Consider the following 26,012-nt stretch of genomic DNA (forward strand, 5'->3'; position numbering starts at 1 on the left):
ACGGCTTCGACAACCGCGAGGGCGTCAACCCCACGGTCAATGTCGGCGACATCCTCAAGGAACTCGGCTTCTCCTACACCGTCGAAGACGGCGACCACACCCAGGCCAGCGGCGGCCTCACCGTCAAAGTCGTCGATGACGGGCCGATCCTGTGCCTCGACACCAGCCATCATGGCTCTGTCGAGATCGACGAATCGCCCAGCAACCAGCGTGACGATCAGAACAACAACAGCGCTCCCGCTGCTCTCGTCAACGTGGTCGGCGCCGGTGCGATCATCGAGTATGCCAAGGATGGTGACTCGGTCATTGATGTCGGTGTCGACTTCGGCGCCGATGGTGCCGCACCGGGCGGCGGTCTCGTGGTGGCGCTCAGCGCGTCGGGCGAAGGCGTCGACTCCGGTCTCGATTTCAAGGACAGCGGCGGTGCCACCCGTGACATCGTCCTGACCACGGAAAATGGCGTTGTCGTCGGCCGCGTCTCCGGCGGCCCGGACGATGGCAAGCCGGTCTTCGCGGTGACCATCGACCAGAATGGTGAATTGTCGGTCGCGCAGTATCTGCCGATCAAGCACGCCAACCCGAACAATCCGGACGATTCCGACAGCATCGACACCTCAGCGCTGGTCGTCACCGTGACGGCGACCGATGCCGATGGCGACGGCGTTGCCAAGTCCGTCAACGTCGGCAACAAGGTCACCTTCTATGATGACGGGCCGAGCGCCAGTGGCAACAACATCGTCCTCAAGGATGATGATGCGCTGCCTGGCGGCAATCCGAATGGCAATGGCGACGATGCCAACTCTGCCAATTCCGTGGGTACGCTTTCGCACGGCTACGGTACGGACGGTGCTGGTTCGACACTGCTGACGAGTGCCAACCTGCCGGGCGGCATGGGCTTCACCCAGGCCCTCACGGACGGCGGCAAGACGTTGACGATCTCGCAGAACGGTACGCCGGTTCTCAAGATCGCTCTCGCGGACGACACCAGCGGCAACTACACAGTGACCCAGCTGGCAGCCATCAAGCACGCTGACGGCAACAACGAAAACAACGTCGAATTCACCGTCAACTATCAGGTGAAGGATAACGATGGCGATACCGTCAACAGCACGGTCAAGATCAACGTCGACGACGATACGCCGACCCTCTCGCTCAACGACTATGTCGACCAGCATACCGGCCAGGGTGAGGGCACGGCTCATCACGGTGGTGAGTACGGTTATCTCGACGAAGATTGGCTGTCGCCGGAAGGCAACAACGATCTGGGCAACAGCTCGGGCGATGCTATCGGTGGCGTGAAGTCGATCGCGCTGCTCAATGTCTCGCCGGGTGCGGATGGCGGCAAGTCGCCGTTCCCGCTCACGCTCAACGCAAACGATGTTGACGTCCATGGCGACATCGACAGCGGCTTGCGCCGTTCGAGCGATGGCGCGCCGATCACCATGGTGACCTCGGCCGATGGTCAGACCATCACCGGCTATGCCAACAACATCCACGATGCCGCCCATACGGTCTTCACGATCAAGATCGTCGGCAACACGGTGGAATATGAGTTGCTCCAGCCCCTGATGCAGGACAGCACCAACGCCAACCCGGATTACAACAGCGGCGACAACAACACCGAAGGCCAGGTGAAGTTCGATGTTACGGTCACCTTGACCGACGGTGACAACGACAAGACCACGACGATCGTCAAGTTCCTGGTCGATGACGACCAGGTGGATGCGGTCAATGACGGTACGCTGAGCATCGGCAGCTTCGGCTCGGCGATCGCCGGCACCAACCTTCTGTTGAACGATTACACCGGTGCCGACGCGGTGACTAAGCTCACCCAGGTCAACATCGGCGGTAGCTGGCAGAATGTGGCTGGCGGCGGCTCCGACTTCTACGTGAAGGCGGACGGCACGCTCGGCAACGCCGGCAACAGCGTCGGTATCCTGCATATCGAGCAGGATGGCGATTGGTCGTTCAAGCAGACCACCAGCTCGAACGCCCCCAACCTCAACTTCACCTACAAGATCGTCGATGCCGATAACGACAGCGACACGGCGACCTTCAGCGTCGATCTGAAGAATGCCCCGCCGCCCTCCCTTGGCACGCAGGGCCAGGTTCTGGTCGATGAAGACGGTCTCGCCGGTGGCATCGTCAACGACCCGACTGCGCCGAACAGCGACACGGCCCCCGGCGACGATATCGGTGGCAAGAACTCGCAGTCCGAAGCGATCTGGAACGACACCCTTGCGGGTCTCAACTGGAACGGCAATGTCGGTACGCTGACTTTGTCGACCACCCTGGCGGACGTCAGCGCGTTCAAGAACCTGAGCGGGCAGTCCATCGACAACATCACCGGCAACGGTACCGGGACCTTGATCCTCTCGGCTGGCGGTACCCAGCTGGTGAAGATCGAGATTACCAACAGCACCACGGGCGCCTACACGGTGACGCTGCTCAACCCGGTCCAGCACAGCAACAGCGCCAGCGAGGACAATGTCCTCGGCGGCGTCAAAGTGACGGCGACCAATATTGGCGGCTCGATCGATACGAGTCTGCCGATCAACATCGATGACGACCGTCCGTCGCTGTCGCTCTCGACGCAGCCTGCGCCAAGCCTGACCGTCGACGAAACCGGCATCTATGGTCCGCCGGCTGTGGCGGGCGTTGCCGGCCTCTTCACCGGCGTCAACTTCGGTGCCGACGGCGCCGCGGCTGGCGGTGGCCTGACCTATAAGCTGACCGGCGCTGGCGGTGTTGCCGTCGCCGACGGCACGGGCACGGGCTTGACCGACCTTAATGGCAACGCGATCCAGCTGTTCAATGTTGGCGGCGCGATCCAGGGCAAGGTCGTCGGTGGTCCGAACAACGGTGTCATCGTCTTCCAGGTCTCGATCTCCGGCAGCAATGTCACGCTGCAGCAGGTCTGGCCGATCAAGCACGTGGCCGGCAACCCGGACGACGCGCTCTCGGCGACTGCGAACCTGATCTATGTAACTGCGACCGCGACCGACAAGGATGGCGACACCCAGTCGCTCACCTCGTCGAGCGCGCTCACCCTGACCTTCAAGGATGACGGTCCGGATGCGGTGGATGACAACAATGCTGTGGTGACCATCGGTACGCCGATCACCGGCAATGTGACGAATAACGACAGCTCGGGCGCCGACGTGAAGACCGGCTTCGCGAAGGGCGAAGTGACCAAGTTCACCATCGACGGCAACGACTACAACGCTGACGGCGTGCCCCATAATATCCCGGGCCACGGCACGATGACCATGGACAGCCACGGCAACTACTCCTTCACCCAGACAGATGGCGCTGCGGGCACGATGAACGTGACCTACACGCTGCAAGATGGTGACGGCGATACGGATACCGCGGTGCTGCACATTGCAACCGTGGCCGACATCGCGCCGATCAACTTCAACGACGCCAATGCGGGCAATGAGAACGTGACTCAGGACACCAACATCATGGTGATCCTCGACATCTCGGGCTCGATGGGTGACGACGCAGATGCCAACACGGCGGGGACGCAGTCGCGTCTCAACTTCTGCAAGGCGGCGCTCATTCAGCTGCTCAATGCCTATGACGCCCTGGGCGAGGTCAAGGTCACCATCGTGTCGTTCACGACCGGCGCCGAGATCCAGCTCGCCTGGAGCAGCGTCGCGGCGGCGATCGCCGAGATCAACACCTTCACCCCGCAGGATCTCACCAACTATCAGGCGGCAGTGGAAACGGCGGATGACGCCTGGGTCGCAGCCGGCAAGATCCCGGGTGCCCAGAATGTCGTCTACTTCCTCTCGGATGGTGATCCCACCACCGGTGGCGGCAGCGGCAACCATCTCACCCAGAGCCAGAAGGATACCTGGGACGCGTTCCTCGAGAACCCGGCCAACGATATCGATCATGTCTATGCGGTTGCGGTCGGTGACGGGATCAACGGCGACAACAACAACCCGGACAGCGACCTCAAGGACGTTGCCGATCCCGATGGCAATGACTCGCCGGACGGCCAGGTGATCTATGTCCATAACGCTTCCGACCTCGCCACCCAGTTGGTCGGCACCATCGCCAATCAGCCGATCGCCGGCAACGTGTTGACCGGTGTCGATACATCGGGTGTTGGTGATACGGGTGTACTGCACACCACGCCGGATGTGGCTGGCAACGGCACGACCTTCGTCGACAGCTTCGTCTACGACAGCGCCAACAACGCTTTCGACGTCACCTTCTCGTGGGATGGCGTGGCGGCGAATGTTACGGCGATCGGTGGTACCAATGTGGTCGTCAACGGCCATCTGGTGAGCTTCGATACCGGCTTCGGCAAGATGACCTTCAACTTCGACACCGGCGCCTACAGCCTGGCACCGGGGTCGGTCGCTGCCGACACCGATGTGAAGTTCCACTACACGACCAAGGACGCCGATGGCGACCATGACGCCGCGGGTGGCACCGATAGCGACAATGCCAACACCATTCCGGGCGGTGCGGATCTGGTCATCACGATCCACAATGTTGTAGCACCGCCTGCCATCACCTCGATCGACGACAATGTCGGCTCGATCCAGGGCGTGGTGCCGGATAACGGTTCGACCGACGACACGGTCCTCGTGCTGCATGGCACGTCTGATGCCGGGTCGCTGGTTAAAGTCTATGACGGCGCCTCCTATCTCGGCGATGCCATCTCGGACGGTCTCGGCAACTGGACCTTCACCACGGCGGCACTGCCGAACGGGTCGGATCATCACTTCAACGCCACGGCGACCTTGGGCACCACCTCGGCACCGTCGTCCAACTACGACGTCTCGATCGACACGACAGCCCCCACGGTTGCCGTCAATATCGTCGACGCCTCGCAGAGCGACAGCAACAACAGCTCGGTCGTGACCTTCATCTTCTCTGAAGTCCCGGTTGGCTTCTCTGCGGTGGATGTCGCGGCGGTTGGCGGCACGGTGACGGGCCTCACCCAGGATCTGGGCAGCGATCCCAGCGGCAAGACCTGGACCGCAACCTTCAACGCTGCCGACAATTTCGAAGGCAACGCCACGGTATCGGTGCTCAACGGCAGCTATACCGATGCCGTTGGCAATGCCGGCAACTTCAACTTTGATGCGGTCCCGGTGGACCGCGTCAATCCGACGGTCGCGGTCAACATCGTCGATGCGTCGCTCAACGATGCCGACACTAGCTCGGTCGTGAAATTCGTCTTCAGCGAAGTCCCGAGTGGCTTCGCGGCGGGTGATATCACCACTGTGGGTGGCAGCATCTCTGGACTCGCCGTCGACGTGGGCGATCCCAGCGGCAAGACCTACACGGCGACCTTCACTAAGACCGCCGGGTTTAACGGCGTGGGTTCTGCGTCGATCACCGCTGGCAGCTACACCGACGCAGCCGGCAATACCGGCGGCAGCGGCAGCGACTCTGTGAACCTTGCCAGCAACCATGCGCCGGCGATTGGCCAGGATTACATCATCACCAATCAAACTGGCGTGGTGACGGTGCATGACTCCTGGCTGCTGAAGAATGACACCGACGCTGATGGCAACCCCCTGACCATCACCGGGGCAAGCACCAGTGACTCGGCCAACTTCGATGTCAGCCCGAACCACAGTGGATCGTCGATCACATTCACACTCGACACCTCACAGGGCCAAGGTACGGAACTGAGCGACGGTGAGTCGACGGTCATGACTTACACCTTGTCGGATGGGTCGCTGACCGATACGACACCGGATGTAACCATCACCTACGAATCGTCGAGCACCCTGACAGGTGGCAACAACCATGAGATCCTTATCGGGACCTCCGGGATTGAAACACTGCTCGGCAACGGCGGCGACGACATGCTCGTCGGTGGTGGTGGCGATGACACCTTCAACGGTGGGACCGGTACCGACACGGTTGTGTTGCGTTCCAGCGTGACCACCATCGGCACGAACTTCGATGATGCCCATTTCGAGAACATCGAAGTGATCGACCTCGGTGTTGGCCATGACAACGTCCAGTTGGGCAACAGCGGCAACAGTGGTAATAATCGCCTCAATGCTGACGACGTGCTCAACATCACTGACTCGAACGCCGTTCCGCTGTTCATCAAGGGCGATGCGAGCGACAGCGTGTTTATCGACAATAACGGCGGAAACGCGTTGACGGTTTCTGGTACGCAGGATCAGGCGGGTTATACCCACTATACCGGCACCAGCGGCGGGAACACGGTTCACCTCTATGTCGATAGCGATATCATCGTGAATGCCGGTAGCAACTAAGCTGCTTGGCCAAACTGAATGATGGGGGCGGCCTTCGGGCCGCCCTTTTCTTTTGGGTCGGGCGCTGGATTGAACTTTTTCTTACCCTGGAGACACTAAGCCTATAATCTGGCGCCGAAACAGTCGGGTAGGGGGCTCAGCTATCGATGTCTATCGGCGCGATTTCGGCGAACTGGTCGGAGGGTTATGTCACCGACACGCTCTATACCGACAATGTCTATCGGGAGCAGTCGCCGGTATGGATCAATTATGTGGCGGGGCTGCAGGGCTGCGTGCCGCGGCCGCTCGACCAGCCATTCTCCTATCTTGAGCTCGGTTGTGGGCTCGGCCATTCCATCACGGTCTTTGCCGCCGCCTTTCCCAACGGGCGTTTTGTCGGCGTTGATTTCAACCCGGCCCATATCGACTTCGCCCGGCGCCGGGCCCAGGCGCTGGGGCTCGACAATCTAAGCTTCGTCGAGGCGAGCTTTCAGGACCTCGCCGCAGATGCAGCAGGACAGGGCATTGCGCGTTCGTTCGGCATGTTCGATTTCGCGGCACTGCACGGCATCTACAGCTGGATATCGGCCGATGCGCGCGTGGCGGTCCAGCATATTCTCTTTGATCGCATGCAACCGGGCGGCCTGGTTTACAACAGCTATAATTGCCAACCCGGCTGGTCGATGGAGGCGCCGCTGCAGCGCCTGCTGAAGGAATTCTCGGCGACGGGTACGGGCGACACTTTGAAGCGATTGCGGTCGGCGCTGGATCGCATGAAGAGCCTGGGTGCGATCAAAGCCGGCTATTTCGGGGCCACGCCACAGGCTGTCGCTGCGCTCAACGCCCTGGCGCAAAAGCCGGACAGGTATCTGGCGCACGAATTTCTGAATGGCGACTGGAACGCCTTCTATGGCGCCGACGTGGCGGACGAGATGGCGGCTGCCAAGCTCGAATTCGTTGGCTCGGCGACGCTGATGGAAAATCACACCGACTGGCTGCTGACGGAGGAAGGTCAAGCCCAGTACAGCCAGCAGCCGGACCAGCGGCGCGCCCAATTGGTCCAGGATTTTCTCATCAGCCAGAAGTTTCGCCGCGACGTCTTCGTGCGCGGCCATGGTCGCCTGGCACCGGCCGAGATCGCGGCGCAACGCGCGCGCCAATGCCTGGTGGCGTCAAAATCGCTCGACAAGATCAGCCCGACGATCAAGGTACGTCGTGGCACCATCACAATCGATCCCGCAAGGTTCAAGCCTCTCATCGAGGCGGTCAACGGTTGGGCAGGCACCGAAGGTGATTTCGTTGCAGCCATCACCAAAGCAAGTGGTTCTGCCGGAGACATTTCCCGCCTTCTGGCTCTCTTGACGGCAGCTCAGCATCTGACGCCCGCAGCAACAGTGCCGCCGCGGCCGCAGGAACTGGCGACCATCACCGATGGCAAAGTGGGTCGGTACACAATTCCGCTCAAGGCCAATATTATTGAACTTGCCATGGCGCTCGCCGGTAGACGCAGTGCACTCATGGTCAGTCCCGTCACCGGCAGCACCGTCGCCTGTGGCTTGAATGGCGTTCTTTTCCTGAACGAGTTCCAGACTGCGGGGGGCAGCATCGGCGATTTCGCGGCGCGCGTTCAAGCGCAGATGGATGCTCGTGGCCTGCGACCGGCCAAGAATGGCAAGTCGATCACGGATCCGGCGGAAATTCGCAACCATCTCCTTGAGCAGCTCACGCAATTTGCCAGCGAAGACCTGTCGGCCTTGGTGAGGATGGGAGTTTTGCGCCCCGCCTGAAGGTCGCGCGTCCGATGGACCGGTGATTTTGGTCAAATCGCCCGAAGAATCGGATGGATCGCAACCGCAGCTGAAACCTCCGGTTAACCAAATCGGCCTAAGCTCTTGACCGTGCGTCCAGGCGGCGAGGGGAGAGGCTTGGTTTGTCGGTCAATGGAAATGGCGGAAATGCTCGCTTTGGTGCGCTGCAGCATGCGCACCGTCGGGCCATGTCACGCTGCTTTCACTTTTCCTCAGATACGTATCATCGATCACACTACACGGCCTTACGGACACCCGAAAATATGATAAAAGGCGCCCGGAACGGCCTGAAAGAATTGGACTTCACCTGATGTCATCAAGCCCCACCGCCGGTCAGCCCGGTGCGACCCCCTCCAGCAATACCGCCTCTTCCACCGCTCCCGGTGTGAAGCCTACGACCGTCAGTGCGGCAAATACGAGCGCCCCGAATACGGGTCCTGCCAATGCCAGCCCAACGGGTGCAGGCCCAGTGAATGCGGGCGCGCCTGCCGGCAGCGCAGCGCAGCCGGGTGCGGCTGGCCCCGGCGGCCCCAAAGGCCCCGTTCCGCCCACTGGTGGCATTCCAGCTGGCGCGATACCGCCGGGTGGCCTGCCCGCGGGCATGAAGATGAATATGAATCAGGTGGCACCTGCTGTGCCCGCGGGACCGCCGGTGGAATATTCCGGCCCGGCAATGCGCGATGATCCATTGCTCTCCTGCCTGGTCATCCTGACGCGTATCTTTTCCAATCCGCGCTCGCCGGCGGCCATTGCCCATGGCTTGCCGATCTCGGATGAAGGCCTGACGCCTGACCTGTTCCTGCGTGCGGCCGACCGCGTGGGCCTCTCTGCCAACAAGGTCCGGAAGAAGCTCGATAAGGTCGACGCCATGACCTTGCCTGCGGTTCTGCTGCTGAAGGATCGCAAAGCCTGTGTGATGTTGTCCGTGCCGCGTGATGGCAAGGTCGAGGTGGCAACACCCGACACGATGGATGGATCGCACACGGTCGCTCTGACGACGTTGACCGAACTTTATACCGGCCAGATGCTGGTGGTGCGGCCGAAGATCCGCCTCGACAACCGCAGCGCCGATATGACCGAAGCCAAGGGCCGCAATTGGTTCTGGGCCAATGTCATGCGCTATACCCCGGTCTATATCGAGGTCGTCATCGCGGCATTGCTGATCAATTTCTTCACCATCGGTACTTCGCTCTTCTCGATGCAGGTCTATGACCGCGTCGTCCCCAACAAGGCCGAAGAAACGCTGATGATGCTGGCGGCCGGCGTGCTGCTGGTGTTCGGCTTTGACTTCATTCTGCGCACGCTGCGGGCCTATTTCCTCGACATGGCTGGCAAGTCGCTCGACCGCAAAGTGTCCTCAGCATTGTTCCAGCAGATGCTGTCGATCCGCATGGCGGCTGGACCGCAATCGGCCGGCGCCTTTGCCAGCAACATCCAATCTTATGAAAGCCTGCGCGACTTCTTCACCTCGGCAACGCTGTCGGCGATCATCGATCTGCCGTTTGTCTTCATCTTCCTGATCATCGTCTATGTGATCGCGGGTGAAGTGGCGATCGTGCCGGCAGTGCTGATCCCGATCGTGATCGCAGTCAGCGTCCTGGTGCAGATCCCGATGAAGCGGGCGGTCGAGCGGTCGTACCGCGAAAGTGCCCAGAAGCATGCGACGCTGGTCGAGGCGATCAACGGCCTCGATATGATCAAGGCGAGCTCGGCCGAAGGGCAGATGCAGCGCGATTGGGACGGCTATGTCGCAGCGTCATCCGAATCCGCCAAGACCTCGCGCTTCTGGTCGACGATCGCGGTCAATTTCGTGATGATGTCTTCGAACCTGGCGTTTGCCGGCGTCATCATCGTCGCCTGCTACAAGATCTTCACCCACGATCCAGCCTCGAATACGCCGGCACTCACAACCGGTGCGATGGTGGCTGCCTCGATGCTGACCAGCCGTGCCATGGCGCCGTTGGGCCAGATCGCCGGCCTGATCGTGCGTTTCCATCAGTCCTGGACATCGCTCAAGGGCCTCAACCGGATGATGGCTTTGCCGGTCGAACGGCCGCAAGGCAAGGTCTTCCTGCGCCGGCCGATCATCGAAGGCGCCATTGAATTCCGCAATGTGCAGTTCAAATATCCGAACTCGCAGGTGGCGGCGCTGGATGGTGTCTCGTTCCGCATCCAGCCGGGCGAACGCGTCGGCATTGTCGGGCGCATCGGATCCGGCAAAACCACGATCGAACGTCTTGTGCTGGGCCTCTTTGAGCCTTCCGAAGGCGCCGTGCTAGTCGACGGCGTCGACATTCGGCAGCTCGACCCCACCGATCTGCGCCAGAGCGTTGGTTGCGTGCTGCAGGACCCGCATCTCTTCTTCGGTTCCGTGAAAGATAACATCACGCTGGGTGCGCCCTACGTGGACGAGGATTCGGTCATTCGCGCTGCGACCTTGGCCGGTGTCGATCAGTTCGTGCGCCAGCATCCGTCGGGCTACGACATGCCGGTCGGCGAGAATGGCCGCTATCTGTCCGGCGGTCAGCGGCAGTCGGTGGCGGTGGCGCGCGCGATGCTGCTCAATCCGCCAATCCTGTTGCTCGACGAGCCGACCAGCTCGATGGACAACTCGACCGAGAACTCTTTCAAGAGTCGCCTGGGCGAGATCGCGCACGGGAAGACCATGATGCTGGTGACACATCGCAATTCGATGCTGTCACTGGTTGATCGCCTCATCGTGCTCGACCGCGGCAAAGTCGTGGCGGACGGCCCGAAGGCCGGTGTGCTCGATGCGCTCATGAAAGGGCGCATCCGCGCCAATGAAGGCTGACGCCGAATATTCCAGATGGCCAAATAACTGCATGGGCCGACCCCAGTAGGAACTAAATATGTCGATTACCAACAAAGATCTCTGGATCGATCCGGCTGCCTCTGAAAAGGAAGGCACCCGCCTGTTCGGCCATTTGCTGCTGGGCGCCATCTTCATCATCGCAGTCGTTTTCCTCGTCTGGTCGAATTACGCCGTCCTCGACGTCATCACCCGCGGTGAAGCCAAGGTCGTGCCGTCGAGCCAAACCCAGGTCATCCAGAGCCTTGACGGTGGTATCCTGGAGGAAATGAAGGTTCGGGACGGCCAGACGGTCGAAAAGGGGCAGCCGATCCTCATCATCCGCAATGATACGGCGGTGGCGAGCCTTGCCGAGCTCACCCAGCGTTTCTACATCGCGACGGCGGCCATCGCCCGCCTGCAGGCAGAAATCGATGGTGTCAAAACCGCTGACGACATCAAGTTTCCACAGGATCTGGTCGACAAATATCCGGACAAGGTTAACGCCGAGAAGGGCCAGTTCACAGTGCGCGCGGCCCAGCTCCGGTCACAGCAGGCGACCCTTAACGACGAAGTGGCGCAACGGCAGCAGGAAGTGCGTGCTATCGATACGAAGATCAAATCGGCCCGCAGCCTGATCGGCACCGCGCAGAAGCGCCTCGACAATCTGATCAAGCTGCGTGCCGCTGGCGGCGCCGGTGAAAACGAAGTGCTGGAAGGCCAGCAACAAGTCCAGCAATTCCAAGCAGATATCGAAAACGCCCAGGCCGAACGGCCAGCTGCGACCGCCGCCTTGCAGGCGGCGCAATCGAAGATGGCCGAAGCCGTCCAGACCTATCGTGCCCAGGCTGCGCAGGAAATTTCGAAGCACCAGACAGATCTATCAACGGTTACGGAATCGATGAAGGATGCCGGCGCAAAAGTCCGCCGGACTGAAGTCCTATCTCCGGTCAAGGGTACCGTTAAGGACATCAAGATTCGGACCATCGGGGGTGTCATTCAGCCCGCCCAGGACATCATGGAAATCGTCCCGATCGAGGACAATCTGCTGATCGAGGCAAATATCCGCCCCCAGGATCGCGGCTTCATCGCCCCTGGTCAGCCGGCCAAAGTGAAGATCACAGCTTATGATTTTTCGATCTATGGCGGGCTTGACGGACAGGTCGAAGACATCAGCGCCGATGCCATTGAGAATGAGAAGAAAGAGTTGTATTTCCGGGTGCGGCTGCGTACCGATAGAAACTTCCTGATCGGCAAAGAAGGCCAGGATCTGCCTATCATTCCGGGTATGACTGCCTCGGTGGATATCCTGACAGGCAAGAAAACAGTCCTAGAGTATTTGCTGAAGCCAATCCTGAAAGCACGCGAGCAAGCGCTGACGGAAAGATGAGAAAAAGTTGCTGCATCAAAAGGCTAAATCAGGTAGAAGCTTTGAGTGGAATTGCCTTAAAATATGATTAACGGGTAAACATGTTGTCTTCCTGGACGCGAATCGGCAAGATTCGTAAACCGGGGTCAGCTTTGGGGGTAGCGAACATGAGTGAAGTAACGCGGACGCGCATCACGAAAGCGCTTCTGTTGGGCGCCGTAGTCGGAACAACTTTCGGTGTCGGCCTGAATGGCGCGCAAGCCATGTCGCTCAAGGAAGCGATTCAGCTGGTGGTCACAACCAACCCGACGGTGGGCGAGCAGGTGAAGAACCGCCGTTCCATCGATCATGAATTGCGCCAGGCGCGCGGCCTCTATTTGCCGCAGATCGATGCCCAGTTCAACATGGGCCCGGAATTCTCGGAAAATGGTGGCGTCGACCATCCGGATGCAACCTTGAACCAGGGGCCGCATGACCATGGCCGCGTGCTGTTTAAGCAGGACGCCCAGATCAGCTTGCAGCAGCGCATCTTTGATGGCGGCTTCACGGATAGTGAAGTCGAACGTCAGATCGGCCGCATCAAGTCGCAGGCCGAGCGCATTCAGGATGAAGCTCAGGTTCAGTCGCTCGACGCTACGGAAGTTTACCTCGACGTGATGCGTCACACTGAGCGCGTGACCAATGCGGAAGACAATGTCCGCGCCCACGAAGAAATCCTTGGCCTGGTCCAGAAGCGTGCCGAACTTGGTGGTGGCAACATCGCCGACGTCCGTCAGGCGGAAGCCCGCCTTGCCACGGCTCGTTCGAGCCTGATCCAGGTGCAGGGCGATCTGCGTAACTCGCAGGCGACCTTCCTGCGCGTGATCGGCCAGCCGGCCCAGGATCTCGAGCCGGTCGCCACCGCCACCGAGTTGCCGATCCCGGCAGATGTCGAACAGTCGGTTGCGCGCGGCATGCAGGTCAATCCGAAGATCCTGCTTGAGAAGCACGACGTCGAAGTCGCCGAGTCCGAATTGGACAAGGAAGATTCGGTGTTCTGGCCGCAGGTCAATCTCGAGCTGACCGGCAACACCAACCAGCATGACAACGGCCGCGAAGACAACACCTACAACGCCGCTGCCCAGCTGTTCGTGCGCTACAATCTCTATCGCGGCGGCGCCGATATTGCCCGCTCGAAGGAGTTCAAGGAGCACATCAACGAGCAGCTCGAACAGCTCCGCCAGCGCGAGCGTTCGGTTGAAGAAGATGTCCGTACCTCCTGGGCCGATCGTCAGACCCAGCAGGAAAGCATCGCCAACCTTGAAAAGCAGGTTGATGCCAACCAGCAGACCAAGGACGTCTATCAGCAGCAGTTCGATATCGGCCAGCGCGGCCTGCTCGATCTGCTCGACGCCGCCAATGATCTCTTCCTCTCGAAGGACGATCTGATTTCGGCGCGTGTGTTCGAGACCTTTGCCAACTACCGCATCATTGCCGCCCAGGGCGAACTGGTGCAGTTCGTCGGCGCCACGATGCCGGTTGAAGCGACCCCGGACGAGGTTTCTTACGCCGAGTAACGATCAGCGCTGAGGCGCTTGATGAGAAAACCCCGCAGCGCAAGCTGCGGGGTTTTTGTTTGCCTGCGGGCATCAGCTCCAGAATCAGCCGCCGCCGCACAGAGACGTTTCGAATGAGGAGGGGCGGGTTATTGAGGCAAAAGCCTTTAAGACCTTAGGGGCAATTGGAGGCCCGGGCCGGAATCGAACCGACGTACGAGGATTTGCAGTCCTCTGCATGGCCACTCTGCCACCGGGCCTGCGGGCGCAGTCGCGGTCCCAGAGGGCCCGGCGCGCCGAAAGGCGAGCGCACGTATAGAGCCTCGACCGGGGCAGGGTCAAGAGCGCGAAATGCCGTCAATATGGTTAGTCATCCCGATGATTTAAGGAGAATTTCGGGGTGGGTGCGCGCCCGGACATCTCCCCGGCCGCATCCATCGCCGGAGGCGGCTTGGCTTGTCGCAATGCGGCAATGCGGCTATAAAATTGACCATATGGTCGGCGGCAAGAGTCGGCCAACAGATATGCTTGCTCTGGACCGATCGCGGCGGGTCGTCGGTGCAATAACTGGCAAGCGAGTGCAGCAAACGCCAAGAGGGTGCAAATGGTGACGGCAGCAACGATGAATGCGGGAACGGGCCAAGGCGGAGGCAGCAAGGATTACGCAGCCGCTCGGCGCTTCATGGTCGACGGCCAGATCCGGACCAACAAAGTCACCGACGAGCGCCTGATCGAGGCCTTGGCCGATCTGCCGCGCGAAAAATTCGCCCGTGGTGCCGCGCAAGCGCGTGCCTATATCGATGATGATTTGCCGCTCGGTGGCGGTCGCTACATGATGGAACCGATGGTGCTGGCGCGTCTCGTGCAGACGGCGCATCTGCAGGACGGTGATAAGGTCCTTGTGGTGGGCGCCAACACCGGCTACGGCGCTGCGCTCGCTGCCCGCATGGGCGGCGTGGTGACGGCGCTGGAAAGCGATGCCGCCCTCGCCGAGGGTGCTCGCGCGGCGCTGGCCGGCCTTTCGTTGCCGGTGCAGGTGGTGGTTGGCGCCTTGGGCGAAGGCCACAGCGCCAGTGGCCCGTTCAAGGTGATCATCGTCGAAGGGGCTGTTGAAGAAATTCCATCGCGGCTCATTCAACAGCTGGCCGAGGGTGGCAGGCTGGTGACCGTATTGCGCGATGTCGAGGGTGGGGTTGGGCGCGCGGTATTGCTGACCCGCGCTGGTTCCGGGGACACAGTTGCCGCGCAGCGCGTCCTCTTTGATGCCAATACCGCCATGCTGCCGGGCTTTGAGCGTGCGCGGACTTTCGCGTTCTGACGGTAGGTCATGGCTGAGTTCGAGGAAGTTCAGATCGGCGTAGGCAAGCTGCGCGATCTCATCGCACAAGGTGCTACGGTCGACATGCTCGACGTGCGCGAACCTTGGGAACATAAGATTTGCCTGATTGCCGAGAGCCAGACGATCCCAATGGGGGAGCTGCAACAGCGGACCAAAGAATTGACGAATGAGAAGCCCCTGGTGGTGATCTGTCATCATGGCATGCGGAGTTTCCATGCTACCCTTTGGTTGCGCAGCCAAGGGTTCGACAATGCGGTCAATCTCGAAGGCGGCATCGACGCCTGGGCGCGCGAGATCGATCCAAGCATGCAGCGCTATTAAGACGGACTATTTGCCAGGCTTCCTGGTGGGATTTTCGAGTTGAGAAGGGACGGTTGACGATCATGAAGCGGCGATATCTGGGGAATACGGCGACGGCAGTTTTTGCAGTCATGCTGTGCAGCGCGTTCGTGACGCCGGCACTGGCGGTCGATCTCAATGAAGCCCTGGCACAGGCCTATGCCGGCAACCCGACATTGGAGGCTGCGCGCGCACAATTGCGGGCGACGGATGAAAAGGTACCGGAAGCGTTGAGCGGCTGGCGCCCGACCGTGGTGGGAAATGTTCAGGGTGGCAAGACTTGGATCGAACAGAACACACCGTTGCTGCTGGATCAAAATCTCAACTCGCGCAGCTTCGGCGTCACAGTTTCGCAACCGGTCTTCAGCGGCTTTGAAACCGTGTCGGCGACCTCGGCTGCCGAGAACCGCGTGCTGTCGGGTCGTGCCAACCTTCTGAACTCCGAACAGCAGGTGCTGTTGCAGGCGGTGCAGGCCTATATGCAGGTCGTCCGTGACCGCGCGGTTCTCGACCTCAACCGCAACAACGAAAATGTCATTGCCCAGCAGTTGCAGGCGACCCGCGACCGGTTCGATGCTGGTGAAGTCACCCGGACCGACGTGGCGCAGGCGGAATCGCGCCTCCAAGGCGCCATTGCCGACCGCATTGCCGCGGAAGGCAATGTCACCGCTTCGATGGCCGTCTATCGCCAAGTCATCGGCGAAGAGCCGACCGACCTCAAGATGCCGGAAAGCCAACTGGATCTGCCGGCCAACAAGGATGAAGCGGTAGCGCAGTCGATGAACGCGCCCAGCATCATCTTTGCGAAGTATCAGGCTGATGCAGCCAAGGACGATATTGACACCGCTTTCTCCGAATTGTTGCCGACGGTTTCGATCGAAGGCTCATGGCAGCGGGTCGAAGAGCAGAGCTCGAAGGAGCAGTCGCAGGATGAAGGGCAGATCCTCGGCGTGCTGCGTGTGCCGCTCTATCAGGGTGGTGCGCCAGATGCGCGCGTGCGCCAGTCCAAGCAACTCTACCAGCAGAGCCGCAGGCAGATTGACGAAGCTGTCCGTGCAGGCGAACAGACGGCGGTCGATTCCTGGCAATCCTATGAGACTGCATTGGCCCAGATCGATTCCTTCAAAGAGCAGGTCCGTGCCACTGAGGTAGCATTGGATGGCGTGAAGCAGGAACAGCAGGTTGGTGCCCGTACCGTGCTCGATGTGCTCGATGCCGAACTCGAAGCACTCAATGCCAAGGTCAGCCTGGTGCAGGCGCAGACCGACCTCGTCGTAGCCCGCTATCAGGTTCTGGCGTCGGTTGGTCGGCTCACGGCTGGCAGTCTGGCCCTTAATGTGGGCGTCTATGACCCCCAGAAGCACTATGACGACGTGCGGAACAAGTTCATCGGCACCGGTCCGTCGGTCGAATAGGGATGGAACCCGCCCCAGGGATGGGGCGGGTTCCCCTGGCTCCCCGCAATGGTCATATCTGCGGCCATATCTGCGGCCATATCTAGTGCAGCGTGCGTGGCAATTTCCCATTTCTTGAGAAATGCCAATAAAGACGTTACGATAGCCGACATAGCTGGGAGCGACTCGGTTCGGCATGGAGATTGCTTAAAGGCAGTGTCATATGCAGCGCCGGGCAAGAGTGACCCGGTCAGGGATTGGTGAATGTCGGACGCCAAGGGCAATCAAGAACCGTCGATGGAGGAGATTCTCGCCTCCATCAGGCGCATCATCTCCGAGGACGGCGAGCCGAAGGAAGAAACCGCGGCTCCCGCAGTCAATGGTCATGCGGCCGCGGAGGAAGAGGATGACGACGCGCTTGTCCTCACCGACATGGTGGTTGGCGAAAGCAATGTTGTCGAACTAAAGGAAGAGCCAGCGCCGGTTGCGCCAGCCGCCCCGCCGCCACCGGCACCTGCAGCCACCGCAAAACCCGCACCTGCTCCGGAGCCCGTGCAGGTTGTGGCGCCAGAGCCCGCGCCGCAGGCCGATCTGCCGGAACCGGAAGCAGCGCTTCCTGATGCCATGCCCGATATCGAGCTTGACGAGGGAGCCAGCGACAGCGCCTCCGCCGATGACGGCATGCCAGTGGAGCCGCTTCAAGTTGATCCGGCTGCGGCCGCTGCCGCCGACATCCCGATGGATAGCGAGCTGATATCGCCCGACGTGGCAGCCGCCAGTGCTGCGACCATGGCGCAGCTTATGGCTCGGAAACCCCAGGTGAACTCCGGTCGGGCCACCTCGCTTGACGGGCTATTGGTCGAAACCTTGGTTCGGCAGGCGATTGAGCCCATGCTCAAGGACTGGCTCGACGAGCACCTTCAGGAAATCGTCGAGCGGCTGGTCCGCCGCGAGGTCGAGCGGCTCTCGCGCAAGGCAGAGCTGAGCTAAATCGCTGATTTCCTGCCCGTTTCCCTAGATCAGACCCCGGTTTGACGCCTGTTCGCCCCCCGTTTGACTGGGGCGTCGGGATCGTTATAACTCCCGGCAACGCTTACCATATTCCTTAAATGAAGGTGTCCCAGCGATGCTGGAAAAGACGTTTCAACCCGCCGAGGTTGAGAAGAAGCATTACGATGCCTGGGAGCAGGTCGGGGCCTTTGCCGCCAATCCGACCTCCAACAAGGCGCCCTATACGATCATGATGCCGCCGCCCAACGTGACGGGCAGCTTGCATATGGGGCACGCGCTGACCTTCACGCTGCAGGACATCCTCATCCGCTACCAGCGCATGAAGGGCCGGGACGCGTTATGGCAGCCGGGCACTGATCATGCCGGTATCGCGACACAGATGGTGGTCGAGCGGCAATTGAGCGAACAGGGCATCAAGCGCACCGATCTGGGGCGTGAAAAGTTCCTGGAAAAGGTCTGGCAGTGGAAGGCCGAATCCGGCGGCACGATCACGCGCCAGCTGCGTCGCCTCGGCGCGAGCCCGGACTGGCCGCGAGAGCGCTTCACCATGGATGAAGGGCTCAGCGACGCCGTCCGCAAAGTGTTTGTCGAGCTTTATCGGCAGGGCCTTATCTATCGCGATAAGCGACTGGTGAATTGGGACCCGAAGCTGCACACCGCCATCTCGGATCTTGAGGTGGTGCAGAAGGAGCATAAGGGCCATCTCTGGCACTTCAAATATCCGGTCGAGGGTGAGGAAGGGCGCTTTCTCACCGTGGCGACGACGCGTCCGGAAACCATGCTGGGCGACACCGCCGTTGCGGTAAATCCGGAAGATGAGCGCTACAAAGACCTGATCGGCAAATTCCTGATCCTACCGCTGGTGGGCCGCCGCATCCCGGTCGTGGCTGACGACTATGCCGATCCGGAAACCGGCAGCGGGGCCGTGAAGATCACGCCAGCCCACGATTTCAACGATTTTGAAGTGGGCAAGCGGCACAAGCTTGAGATGATCAACATTCTCGACCGCGATGCCAAGCTGAACGAGAATGTGCCAGAGGCCTATCGCGGCCTCGACCGCGACGTCGCCCGCAAGAAGGTGGTGGCTGATATCGAGGCCTTGGGCCTTCTCGAGAAGATCGACGATCACCTCATGATGCGCCCGGAAGGTGACCGTTCCGGCGTCGTCATTGAGCCGTGGCTGACCGACCAATGGTACTGCGATGCGCACACGATGGCGCAGCCGGCCATCAAGGCGGTGGAAGAGGGCAGGACCGTCTTCGTGCCGAAGCAATGGGAAAACACCTATTTCGAATGGATGCGCAACATTCAGCCTTGGTGCATTTCGCGCCAGCTGTGGTGGGGGCATCAGATTCCGGCCTGGTTCGGGCCCGACGGTGAAATCTTCGTGGCCTATGATGAAGCGGAGGCCAAAGCCGCCGCGCATAAGCATTACGGCAAGGATGCCGAACTGACCCGCGATCCGGACGTGCTCGACACCTGGTTCTCGTCGGCTTTGTGGCCATTCTCGACGCTCGGTTGGCCGGAACAGACGCCGGAACTTGCGCGCTATTATCCAGGTGACGTGCTGGTCACCGGCTTTGACATCATCTTCTTCTGGGTCGCCCGCATGATGATGATGGGCCTCCACTTCATGGGCGATGTGCCGTTCAGGACGGTCTACATCCATGCCCTGGTGCGTGACGAGCATGGACAGAAAATGTCGAAGTCGAAGGGGAATGTCATCGACCCGCTCGACCTCATCGACAAATATGGCTGCGATGCTTTGCGCTTTACCCTGACGGCGTTGGCTGCACAGGGCCGCGATATCAAGATGTCGGAGCAGCGTGTCGAAGGTTATCGCAATTTCGCGACCAAGCTGTGGAACGCGACGCGCTTCTGTCTGATGAATGAGTGCAAGGCCGATCCCAGTTTCGATCCCGCCAAAGTCTCGGCTGCCGTCAACCGCTGGATGATCGGGCAGCTGGCTGCCTGCGCCCAAGCGATCGATCAGGCAATGGCGCAATATCGCTATAACGATGCCGCCTCTGCGCTCTATCGATGCATCTGGAATGAATTTTGCGATTGGTATGTCGAGTTCACGAAGCCGATCATCCAGGGCGATGATGAGAAGCTGAAGGCCGAGACGCGCGCCTGCACCGCCTGGGTGCTGGGGCAATTGCTGCACCTGTTGCATCCCTTCATGCCCTTCATTACCGAGGAATTGTGGCCGCAGCTGGGAGAGGGCAACACCCGCCAGCTGATCGGCGAAGCTTGGCCGGATTTTTCCAACCTGCCGGTCGATCACGAGGCCGGTGCTGATTTTGATTGGGTGATCCGGCTTGTCTCCGAAATCCGCACCCTGCGTGCCGAGATGAATGTGCCGCCGGGTGCCCAGGTACCAATCCTGCTGCGTGACGCCAACGCGCGCACCCAGGCACGGCTCCAGAATTACGGCGATCTCATCCGGCGGCTTGCCCGGATCGACCGGATGGACCTTCTGACAGGCGATGGCCCCAAGGGGGCTGCGCAGATCGTCCTCGACGAGGCCACCGTGCTGCTGCCTCTGGCAGGCGTCATCGACGTCGAAAAGGAGCGGGCGCGGCTCAAAAAAGACCTGGATAAGGCCGCATCGGAGGCCGAAAAGATCAGTCGTAAGCTTGGCAATGAGCAATTCGTGGCCAAGGCCGATCCGGAAGTTGTTGCAGAGCAGCGCGAAAAGTTGGCGGAAATCCAGCAAACACGGGATAAACTGGCCCAGGCCATGGAGCGCCTGGCCGCCATCTGAGGGGCAAGACCGGGGACTTGCGGGGAGATAGCGACCCGCCATAATGGGGTCATGCGTCGCTGTCGTCTCGTCCTGGGCCTTGCGGCCCTTGCCGGTCAGTTGCTGGGCGTTCCGGCAATGAGCGTGGCTGCGCCGATTTCTCATCAGGGCCTGGTCTTCTCGGACGAGTTGGGCGGGTTCGACTTGGTATCCGTCAGCGGGACCGGGACGCTCGAAGACCCGATCACGGTGGTTGAACGAGTGACCGGTGATCGCGCGATAATGCTTACCATTCGCAATTTCGGACGCGACTTCGGGAACCGTATCGGCTCGCAGCATGTTGCCGCTTTTGCGATGCGGAAGATCGTCATCAATCAAACCGACCGGGTCTGGCGCAATTACCAGATGGAGCTGCGCGAAGTGACGACGCGCCATTCGCCCTATGGCGATGGGCTGAGCTTCGGGCAGAACTCATATATCGGCACGCATTACACCAAAAGTAACTTCACCAACGTGCAGCGTTTTGATGAGCCTGAAGACACGCTGGGATTCAGCGGTGCCGAGATTGCGCCGGGCGGGCAGGCCGAATTCAACTTCATCATCAGCGACATGTCGCCGGTCTCGGTTTTCTATCTGGTTCAGATACCCTTGCAACCGCTGTCGCAGATCGATCCAGCAGCTGCGACACCTATTGAATGGGCATCGTCAATTCCATGACTGACATTCCCGCAAGCTGTCTCGACACGCTGCAGGATCAGCGCCTGATCCGGTTGCTGGAATATTGGCGCGGCAAGATCACAGATGGCGCCATGCCAGCGCCGTCCGCCATCGAGCCCACGGAGTTCAAGTTCATCCTAGGCTACGTCACGCTGGTCGATGTCGAAGCAACTCCACGGCGCTACCTGTTCCGGCTGGATGGGTCTATCCTCGCAGCTCTCTCAGGCATGGATTATACTGGTAAGTATCTCGACCAATTGGGCATGCCGGAATATTGCGACTTTGTCGCCGCCACCTATGACCGGGTGGTGGATGGGCTGGCGCCCTATGCTTATCGCAAGCGCGGTGCCTTCGACAAATTGAGCTTTTCCGAGGAGACCGTGATCCTGCCGCTGGGGCAGGGCACCGTCGTGCAACGGCTGATGGTGGCCGTTATTCCCGGGGGTCGCCCTGGTGCCGACAACAAGATGCTGATCTGACGAATTACTCTGGCGCCGGCCGACTGGGCTCCTGCGCAAAAAGGGATGGCCGAAGCGGGCTCACGCCACTATCTTGACGGCGATTGCAGCCATACAGCCAGCCTGATCACGAGGATTCCATGACTGCCGCCCGCTTCGACAAATCGAAACTGCCCAGCCGCTATGTCTCCATCGGAGCCCAATCCGCCCCGCATCGCTCCTATTACTATGCCATGGGCATGACGGAGAAGGAGATCGGCCAGCCCTTCGTTGGCGTGGCGACAACCTGGAACGAGGCCGCTCCCTGCAACATCTCACTGATGCGCCAGGCGCAGGCGGTGAAAAAAGGAGTGAAAGCCGCGGGCGGAACACCGCGTGAGTTCTGCACCATCACGGTCACGGATGGCATCGCCATGGGCCATGCCGGCATGAAGTCATCGCTGGTCAGCCGCGAGGTCATCGCCGATTCCGTCGAGCTTACGATGCGTGGTCATTGCTATGACGCGATCGTTGGCCTTGCTGGTTGCGACAAATCGCTGCCGGGCCTGATGATGGCGATGGTGCGGCTCAACGTGCCATCCGTATTCATGTATGGCGGATCGATCCTGCCTGGTCGCTACAAAGGCAAAGACATCACAGTGCAGGATGTGTTCGAGGCGGTGGGCAAGCATTCTGCCGGCACCATGTCCGACGAAGATCTGCACGATATCGAATGCGTCGCGTGTCCGTCGGCTGGTTCCTGTGGTGGCCAGTTTACCGCCAATACGATGGCCTGCGTCTCTGAAGCAATCGGCCTTGCCATTCCAGGATCGGCCGGGGCGCCAGCCCCCTATGAAAGCCGCGATGCCTATGCCGAAGCCTCCGGCCAGCAAGTGATGGACCTCATTGCCAACAATATTCGCCCGCGCGATATCGTGACACGGAAGTCGCTCGAAAATGCGGCGCGCGTGGTGGCGGCATCGGGTGGCTCGACCAACGCCGGCCTGCATCTGCCGGCCATCGCCCATGAGGCCGGGATCGAGTTCGACCTTCACGACGTCTGCAAGATCTTCCGTGAGACGCCCTATATCGCGGACCTCAAGCCGGGCGGTCGTTATGTCGCCAAGGACATGTTCGATATCGGGGGCGTACCGGTGTTGCTGAAAGCACTGCTCGACGGCGGCTACCTGCACGGTGATTGCCTGACCGTCACCGGCAAGACCATGGCGGAGAATCTCGCGCACTATAAGCTGCCGACCGATCAGGACGTCATCCGCCCGGTCAGCAATCCGCTCTCCACCACCGGCGGCGTTGTCGGCTTGCGCGGCAACCTGGCGCCGGAGGGTGCCATTGTGAAGATCGCCGGCATGAAGAATCTGGTCTTCACTGGCAAGGCTCTCTGTTTCGATTGTGAGGAAGATGCCTTCAAGGCTGTCGACCAGCGCAAATACAAGGATGGCGACGTCTTCGTCATTCGCTATGAAGGGCCGCGTGGCGGTCCCGGCATGCGCGAAATGCTGTCCACGACAGCCGCCATCTATGGCCAGGGCATGGGTGACAAGGTGGCGCTCATCACAGACGGGCGCTTTTCCGGCGCCACGCGTGGTTTCTGCATTGGCCATGTCGGTCCGGAAGCAGCGGTCGGCGGCCCGATTGCCTTGGTTCGCGATGGTGACAGCATCACAATTGATGCGGAGAAGGGCACGATCACGGTCGACCTGTCCGACGCCGAACTGACCGAGCGCAGGAAGAACTGGAAGCCGCGCACGACCAATTATCAATCTGGTGCCTTGTGGCGCTATGCCCAGACCGTGGGCACGGCCGAGAAGGGTGCTGTCACCCATCCTGGCGGCGCCGCCGAGACGCACATGTTTGCCGATATCTAGGGGAAATCATCATGTCGCTGACATTCTATTTCGGCTCGGGCTCGCCTTATGCCTGGAAGGTATGGCTGGCTCTTGAGCATAAGGGCCTAACCTTCGAGGCCAAGCGGTTGAGTTTCGACAACAACGACACCAAGACACCGGAATTTCTGGCAATCAACCCGCGCGGCCGGGTTCCGGCGCTCGTCGATGACGGCTTTGCCTTGTGGGAATCCTCGGCGATCATTGAGTATCTTGAGGAGCGCTATCCGGAAAAGCCGCTACTGCCCAAGGATATCAAGGCACGGGCGACGGTGCGGCGCATGATCAACGAGGCCGACAACTATCTGCAGGCTGCAAGCAGTGAATTGATGGAGCAGGCGGTCTATCTGACTCCGGCTGAGCGCACCGCTGAGCGGACGGCACAGGCCAAGAAACAGATGATGGATGAGCTCACGCGCTTGGAAAAATGCCTGAAGGGCGATTTCCTAGCCGGCGACCTCGGTCTTGCCGATTATGCCGCCTATCCCTATGTGCGTCTTGCGCAGCGGGCGGAAGAGAGGTCACCGGGCCTTGGGGTTGCGCGCGGGGACATGCCCAAGGCGATCGCGGCCTGGATGGGCCGGATTGAAGCCTTGCCCTATTTCGATCGCACCACGCCGCCGCATTGGAAAGCTTAACCCGTCTTTAGTGGAGTTCTTGATGCGCATTGCTGGTCTTGTCATCCTTGGCCTGATTGTCGCCCTCCTGGTCTGGGGCTTTTCCGGCATCAACGCGATTCCGACAAAGGAAGAAAGTGCCAGGGCATCCTGGGCCCAGGTACTCAACCAGTATCAGCGGCGTGCCGATCTGATACCGAACCTCGTGGCGACGGTGAAGGGGGCTGCTGATTTCGAAAAGTCGACCTTGGAGGCCGTAGTGCAGGCACGAGCCAAAGTCGGCACCATGCAATTGCCGGCCGATGTGCTGACCAACCCTGAGGCGATGCGTGCCTTCGAAGCCAATCAGGGAGCGCTGACCTCGGCCCTTTCGAGGCTCATGGTGGTGGCCGAGCAGTATCCGAATCTCAAGGCGACCGAGGGCTTCCAGACGCTGCAGGCGCAGCTCGAGGGGACTGAGAACCGCATTGCCGTCGCCCGCAAGGATTACATCGATACGGTGCGGATCTATAACACCGAACTGAAGACCTTCCCTGGCGTATTGTGGAAGACCTTCCTCTATGCCGATCGGGAGCCAATGCAGCAGCTGCAGGTTGATCCCGCCAAGCAGGAGGTGCCCACGGTTGATTTTGGAACGACAGGCAGTTCCGGCAACTGAGCCCCGTCGCGTGAACTTGACACAGGCCCTCGGCGACTATAGCGGCATTGTCGTCGTCGGCCTGCTCGCTGCTTGCACGGCATTGACTCTTTTCATCTCTTTGCGCCGTCGACGGGAAATCTATCCGGCTAGCGCCGATGAAAAATCTCGATCTGTCTTTGATGATCCACCGGAACGCGCCATGCTTACCCATGACGCAACGAAGGTTGATCTCGGGTCGCTGGATGCATGGCAGCCAGATAGAGATGGTTGGAATGACAGCAGCCAGTCTGGTGGTGGTGGCTCTTTTGGCGGCGGTGGCGCGAGCGGGAAATGGTGATGATCATGCAACGGAGTCTGGCGGTATTTTTGCTATCTATTGCTTTTCTAGCTCCCGTGCATGCCGAAGACCCACCGCTGCCCGCATTGACCGGCCGGATCGTCGACAAGGCCGACATCCTCTCTGCCGGAACCGAAGCCGCTCTTGCTGCCAAGATCGAGGCACATGAAAAGGCGACGACTGATCAGATCGTGATCGTAACGCTGCCGGACCTGATGGACCGTCCGATCGAGGATTGGGGATTGATGCTCGGCCGCAGCTGGGGGATCGGGCAGAAGGGCAAGGATAACGGTATCGTTTTCCTGATAGCGCCGAAGGATCGGGAGCTGCGCATCGAGGTGGGCTACGGCCTTGAAGGCAGTTTGCCCGACGCAACAGCCAACAAGATCATCCAGGCCGATGTCATTCCGCACTTCAAGCAAGGCGATCTGGAGGGTGGGGTCACCGCTGGCCTTGATGCCATCCTGGCTGCATTGGGCGGGACCTATCAGCCAACAACGCAACTGCTGGCGGCGAATGACAATATCAACCTGTCCGGCGTTGCTGACACGTTGGTTCCATTTGCCTTCTTCGGCGTCTTCATGCTGGTCGGATTGCTGATGAGTTTGCGGCGGCGCTGGGACAAGAAGCGCAATCGCTACATGTGGTATATCGCTGCCAATACCGGATCGTCGTCCGGATCCAGTTCGTTTGGCAGCTCGAGCGGTGGCGGCTTCTCAGGTGGTGGCGGATCGTTTGGCGGCGGCGGCGCGAGTGGCAAATGGTAAG

General features: G+C 60.4%; 17 protein-coding genes and 1 tRNA gene. 17 read left to right on the forward strand and 1 reads right to left on the reverse strand.

Features of this window, described 5'->3' with window-relative positions; translation table 11 throughout:
- From AC1DWZ_RS13830 to AC1DWZ_RS13850, 5 genes are all read left to right on the forward strand, one after another.
- Nucleotides 1-6,263 (forward strand): DUF5801 repeats-in-toxin domain-containing protein (locus AC1DWZ_RS13830; protein WP_477169501.1); only part of this gene is annotated, 6,263 nt, incomplete at its 5' end.
- A 146-nt stretch (nucleotides 6,264-6,409) separates the two neighbouring features.
- Entirely contained in the window at nucleotides 6,410-8,029 is a 1,620-nt protein-coding gene (locus AC1DWZ_RS13835) for a class I SAM-dependent methyltransferase (protein WP_477169502.1), read from the forward strand.
- A 628-nt stretch (nucleotides 8,030-8,657) separates the two neighbouring features.
- The gene (locus tag AC1DWZ_RS13840; protein ID WP_477169503.1) at nucleotides 8,658-10,862 is read left to right on the forward strand and encodes a type I secretion system permease/ATPase; all 2,205 of its coding nucleotides are present in this window, start codon (nucleotides 8,658-8,660) and stop codon (nucleotides 10,860-10,862) included.
- Between the two features lie 58 nt (nucleotides 10,863-10,920).
- On the forward strand, nucleotides 10,921-12,249 hold the full coding sequence (locus tag AC1DWZ_RS13845; protein ID WP_477169504.1) for an HlyD family type I secretion periplasmic adaptor subunit: 1,329 nt from the start codon (nucleotides 10,921-10,923) through the stop codon (nucleotides 12,247-12,249).
- 146 nt (nucleotides 12,250-12,395) lie between these two features.
- On the forward strand, nucleotides 12,396-13,784 hold the full coding sequence (locus tag AC1DWZ_RS13850; RefSeq protein ID WP_477169505.1) for a TolC family outer membrane protein: 1,389 nt from the start codon (nucleotides 12,396-12,398) through the stop codon (nucleotides 13,782-13,784).
- A gap of 165 nt (nucleotides 13,785-13,949) precedes the next feature.
- Here the strand turns inward: AC1DWZ_RS13850 and AC1DWZ_RS13855 are convergent.
- Nucleotides 13,950-14,023 (reverse strand) — tRNA-Cys (locus tag AC1DWZ_RS13855).
- A 344-nt stretch (nucleotides 14,024-14,367) separates the two neighbouring features.
- On the opposite strand from AC1DWZ_RS13855, the gene AC1DWZ_RS13860 reads away from it, so the two are divergent.
- The 12 genes from AC1DWZ_RS13860 to AC1DWZ_RS13915 all read left to right on the forward strand — a co-directional run bounded on the left by AC1DWZ_RS13860 (nucleotide 14,368) and on the right by AC1DWZ_RS13915 (nucleotide 26,011).
- Nucleotides 14,368-15,081 carry a protein-L-isoaspartate O-methyltransferase family protein gene (locus AC1DWZ_RS13860; protein ID WP_477169506.1) on the forward strand — a complete coding sequence of 238 codons (714 nt, stop codon included), beginning with the start codon at nucleotides 14,368-14,370 and terminating at the stop codon, nucleotides 15,079-15,081.
- Nucleotides 15,082-15,090: 9 nt separating this feature from the next.
- Nucleotides 15,091-15,423 (forward strand): rhodanese-like domain-containing protein, encoded by a 333-nt coding sequence (locus tag AC1DWZ_RS13865; RefSeq protein WP_477169507.1) that lies wholly within the window; start codon nucleotides 15,091-15,093, stop codon nucleotides 15,421-15,423.
- Nucleotides 15,424-15,485: 62 nt separating this feature from the next.
- A complete protein-coding gene (locus AC1DWZ_RS13870; protein WP_477169508.1) occupies nucleotides 15,486-16,856 on the forward strand; it encodes a TolC family outer membrane protein in 1,371 nt (456 codons plus the stop codon).
- Between the two features lie 243 nt (nucleotides 16,857-17,099).
- Complete coding sequence (locus AC1DWZ_RS13875) at nucleotides 17,100-17,825, forward strand: DUF2497 domain-containing protein (protein WP_477169509.1); 726 nt, start codon at nucleotides 17,100-17,102, stop codon at nucleotides 17,823-17,825.
- A gap of 136 nt (nucleotides 17,826-17,961) precedes the next feature.
- On the forward strand, nucleotides 17,962-20,613 hold the full coding sequence (locus AC1DWZ_RS13880) for a valine--tRNA ligase (protein WP_477169510.1): 2,652 nt from the start codon (nucleotides 17,962-17,964) through the stop codon (nucleotides 20,611-20,613).
- A gap of 117 nt (nucleotides 20,614-20,730) precedes the next feature.
- Nucleotides 20,731-21,309: a hypothetical protein gene (locus AC1DWZ_RS13885; RefSeq protein ID WP_477169511.1), complete on the forward strand. Its 579-nt coding sequence runs from the start codon at nucleotides 20,731-20,733 to the stop codon at nucleotides 21,307-21,309.
- Nucleotides 21,306-21,788: a PAS domain-containing protein gene (locus tag AC1DWZ_RS13890; protein WP_477169512.1), complete on the forward strand. Its 483-nt coding sequence runs from the start codon at nucleotides 21,306-21,308 to the stop codon at nucleotides 21,786-21,788. The genes AC1DWZ_RS13885 and AC1DWZ_RS13890 overlap by 4 nt, the downstream gene beginning before the upstream one ends.
- Nucleotides 21,789-21,907: 119 nt before the next feature.
- A complete protein-coding gene (gene ilvD / locus AC1DWZ_RS13895) occupies nucleotides 21,908-23,632 on the forward strand; it encodes a dihydroxy-acid dehydratase (RefSeq protein ID WP_477169513.1) in 1,725 nt (574 codons plus the stop codon).
- Nucleotides 23,633-23,643: 11 nt separating this feature from the next.
- A complete protein-coding gene (locus tag AC1DWZ_RS13900; protein ID WP_477169514.1) occupies nucleotides 23,644-24,288 on the forward strand; it encodes a glutathione S-transferase family protein in 645 nt (214 codons plus the stop codon).
- Between the two features lie 22 nt (nucleotides 24,289-24,310).
- Complete coding sequence (locus AC1DWZ_RS13905; RefSeq protein ID WP_477169515.1) at nucleotides 24,311-24,925, forward strand: LemA family protein; 615 nt, start codon at nucleotides 24,311-24,313, stop codon at nucleotides 24,923-24,925.
- Nucleotides 24,926-24,935: 10 nt separating this feature from the next.
- Nucleotides 24,936-25,244, forward strand: coding sequence for a hypothetical protein (locus AC1DWZ_RS13910; protein WP_477169516.1), 309 nt, complete (start codon nucleotides 24,936-24,938; stop codon nucleotides 25,242-25,244).
- Nucleotides 25,244-26,011, forward strand: coding sequence for a TPM domain-containing protein (locus AC1DWZ_RS13915; protein WP_477169517.1), 768 nt, complete (start codon nucleotides 25,244-25,246; stop codon nucleotides 26,009-26,011). Before AC1DWZ_RS13910 ends, AC1DWZ_RS13915 begins: the two co-directional genes overlap by 1 nt.
- The last annotated feature ends 1 nt before the right edge of the window (nucleotide 26,012 follow it).

The sequence above is a fragment of the Dongia sp. P2_B8 genome (assembly GCF_056404715.1).